The following is a 1,295-nucleotide window of genomic DNA, read 5'->3' as shown; positions in this document are numbered from 1 at the left end:
GAGCGAAGAGGCGCTGCGAACTTACATCAAAAATCTACGCCGCGTCCTAGGCGAATCGCGCATCGTCAATCGCAGAAACGCAGGCTACTTGTATGTCTGAAAAAAACGCTCTGGTTTTAAAAATTTTATCTCTTTATCTCATCACGAGCGCGCTATTTTTGGGCTATTTTTTTAATAACCACTACGAGATGAAAAAGCAAAGCCTGCTTGATCCGAAGATCAAAGATTTAAAAGAGATCAAGATGATGATGTATATGAAAGCGAGCATGGACGGGCTTGATAGCCTCGATAACTTTGAGCGCGAAAAGGGCGTGCGCGCGTGCATCATCTCACAAGACGGTAAGCAAATTTACGGATGCGACGGCGAGCTATCCGCGCTAAATCCATCAAATTTACAGGGCGAGTTCGTCCTAGACGGCAAGATCGCGATCTATGAAAATCTCCAAAACATGGAGGAGCGAAACGCCTTTTCCAAGGCCAAAATAATCCTTTTAGGCAGCGAAGTGCAGGGGCAGATCATGATGCTGCGCGCCAAGATGATCGCGCTTTTGGCGCTGCTTTTGAGCGTGATCACGGGCATCGCATTTTATTTGGTCAAGCTCGGCACCGAGCCGCTTTACGACAAGATCGACACGCTTAATCGCTTCATCAAAGACAGCACGCACGAGATCAACACGCCTCTTAGCATCATCTCTATGAGCGTCGAGACGACGCGCAAGGAGGAGCTTAGCGAATACAATGCCAAGCGGATCAAAAATATCGATCTGGCCGCCAAGACTCTCTCTCGGATCTACGAGGACCTCGTCTTTTTGACGTTCGGGCTGAAAAAGGAGGCGCCACGCGAGCTTTTGGACCTAAAAAAGCTGATCGCCTCTAGAAGCGAGTATTTCGCGCCTTTTATACAAAAGCGCAAACTTCGCTTAGAATCGAGCCTAGGCGAGGCGACGATAGTAGCCAACGGCTATGAAATTTCGCGCCTCATCGATAATCTTTTCAGCAATGCCGTAAAATACGCCGACGCAGGCGGGCTCGTGCGCATAAAGCTCAGTGCGGGACATTTTGAGATCTCAAACAGCGGCGAGGGGATCGACAAAAAAGCGGGCGACGAAATTTTTAAGCGTTTCGCGCGCTTTAACTCAAGCGAGGGCGGCTTCGGCATCGGGCTTAGCATCGTAAGGGCGATCTGTAAAAAATACAAAATCGACGTCGGCTACGAAAGCGTGCCGGGCGAGATAACGACCTTCCGCCTTACGTGGCGCGAATAAAATTTCAAAATTTAGTAAAATTTTAAAATT

The 1,295-nt window shown here is 48.6% G+C and carries 1 protein-coding gene; it reads left to right on the top strand.

Going from position 1 to position 1,295, the window contains the following annotated elements; all coding sequences use genetic code 11:
• The first annotated feature begins 92 nt into the window (after positions 1-92).
• Positions 93-1,265 carry a HAMP domain-containing sensor histidine kinase gene (locus tag Q0140_RS01440; RefSeq protein ID WP_297960909.1) on the top strand — a complete coding sequence of 391 codons (1,173 nt, stop codon included), beginning with the start codon at positions 93-95 and terminating at the stop codon, positions 1,263-1,265.
• Positions 1,266-1,295: the final 30 nt, after the last annotated feature.

The organism is uncultured Campylobacter sp. (assembly GCF_938045405.1).
Classification (GTDB): Bacteria; Campylobacterota; Campylobacteria; order Campylobacterales; family Campylobacteraceae; genus Campylobacter_B.
The sequence above is the reverse complement of the archived record's forward strand: the minus strand, read 5'-3'. Positions and strand labels throughout refer to the sequence as shown.